Below are 2,014 nucleotides of genomic sequence, written 5' to 3' on the forward strand. Positions count from 1 at the left end.
GTGACGTCGACCGCCCCTCCGGTGGCTTCCGTCGTGACGACCGCGCCCCGCGCCGTGACGACGACCGCCCCTCCGGTGGCTTCCGTCGTGACGACCGCGCCCCGCGCCGTGACGACGACCGCCCCTCCGGTGGCTTCCGTCGTGACGACCGCGCCCCGCGCCGTGACGACGACCGCCCCTCCGGTGGCTTCCGTCGTGACGACAACCGTGGCGGTTCTGGCGGTGGCTTCCGTCGTGACGACCGCGGTGGCTCCGGTTCCGGTGGTGGTTTCCGTCGTGACGACCGTGCGCCGCGTCGTGACGACGACCGTGGGCGTCCGGGCGGTTTCGAGCGCCGTGACGACCGAGGTGGTTCCGGCTCGGGTGGCGGTTTCCGTCGTGACGACCGCGCCCCGCGCCGTGACGACGACCGTGGCGGTTTCCGCCGCGACGACAACCGTGGCGGTTCCGGCGGTGGCTTCCGTCGTGACGACCGCGCTCCCCGCCGTGACGACGACCGTGGTGGCTTCCGTGGTCAGCGCGACGACCGCGCTCCTCGTCGCGATGACGACCGTGGTGGGCGTCCGGGCGGGTTCGAGCGCCGGGACGACCGTCCGCGCGGCCCGCGCCGCGACGACGACCGCCCCTCCGGTGGCTTCCGTCGTGACGACAGCCGTGGCGGTTCCGGCGGTGGCTTCCGTCGTGACGACCGCGCCCCGCGCCGTGACGACGACCGTGGCGGTTTCCGTCGTGACGACAATCGTGGTGGCTCGGGCTCCGGCGGTGGCTTCCGCCGTGACGACCGCGCTCCCCGCCGTGACGACGACCGCGGCGGCTACCGCGGTCAGCGCGACGACCGCGGCCCGCGCCGTGATGACGACCGCGGTGGTTACCGCGGTCAGCGCGACGACCGCGGCGGCTACCGGGGTCGGGACGACCGTGGCGGCTACCAGGGCGACCGTGACCGCGAGCCCATCAAGCGGCTGCCCATCCCCGACGACGTCACGGGCTTCGAGATCGACAAGGAGGTCCGCCAGGAGCTCCTGAGCCTGCCGAAGACCCTCGCCGAGGACGTCGCGCGCAACCTCGTCATGGTCGCCCGCCTCATCGACGAGGACCCCGAGGAGGCGTACGGGTACTCCCGCGTCGCCCTCCGCCTCGCCTCGCGCGTCGCCGCCGTCCGTGAGGCGGCCGGCTTCGCGGCGTACGCCACGCAGAAGTACGGGGAGGCGCTTGCCGAGTTCCGTGCTGCCAAGCGGATGACCGGTTCCGTGGAGCTGTGGCCCGTCATGGCGGACTGCGAGCGCGGCCTCGGCCGCCCCGAGCGCGCCATGGCGATGGCGGGCGAGCCCGAGGTCCAGAAGCTGGACAAGGCCGGCCAGGTCGAGATGCGCCTGGTGGCCGCCGGTGCCCGCCGTGACATGGGGCAGATCGATGCCGCCATCGTCACCCTCCAGAGCCCCGAGCTGGCCTCCAACGCCGTGCACCCGTGGACCCCGCGCCTGCGCTACGCGTACGCCGACGCGCTCCTGGAGGCGGGCCGTGAGGACGAGGCCCGCGAGTGGTTCGCCAAGGCCCTGGAGTCCGACAAGGACGGCGCGACCGACGCCTCCGACCGGCTCGCCGAGCTTGACGGAGTCGAGTTCGTGGACGCCCTGGACGGCGACGAGGAGGACGCTCCCGCCACGGCACCGGCCGAGCAGCACGCGGCCCCCGCGGCCCAGGGCACGGACACCGCGGTGGACATCGCCGACGACGACATCGCCGACGACACCGAGGGTGAGGACCGCGACGACGTCGACGACGCGGACGAGGACGACACCGACGAGCTGAACGCCTGGGCCGATCGCGCCGACGCGGCTGCCGAGGCCACCCCGGCGGCCGAGCAGAGCACCGGGCACGGCACCGAGCAGCCCGACGCCGACGGTCCGGCCAAGGCCTGACCGGTACGCACCGCTCAGCCGGTAGCGGCAGCAGGTAGCAGGTAGCGGATACGAAGAAGGGCGGCACCCCCGAGGGGGGGCGCCCCGGGGTG

Annotated in this window: 2 protein-coding genes; both read left to right on the forward strand. The window is 74.2% G+C overall.

Annotation, left to right across the window (positions count from 1 at the left end; all coding sequences use genetic code 11):
• Nucleotides 1–1,026 (forward strand): hypothetical protein (locus tag ACFWEE_RS32610; protein ID WP_386894850.1); only part of this gene is annotated, 1,026 nt, incomplete at its 5' end.
• Nucleotides 1,023–1,922 (forward strand): tetratricopeptide repeat protein, encoded by a 900-nt coding sequence (locus tag ACFWEE_RS32615; RefSeq protein WP_386894852.1) that lies wholly within the window; start codon nt 1,023–1,025, stop codon nt 1,920–1,922. The genes ACFWEE_RS32610 and ACFWEE_RS32615, both read left to right, overlap by 4 nt.
• Nucleotides 1,923–2,014 lie beyond the last annotated feature (92 nt).

Origin of the sequence: Streptomyces sp. NPDC060184, from assembly GCF_042728795.1 — a bacterium.
Taxonomy (GTDB): Bacteria; Actinomycetota; Actinomycetes; order Streptomycetales; family Streptomycetaceae; genus Streptomyces.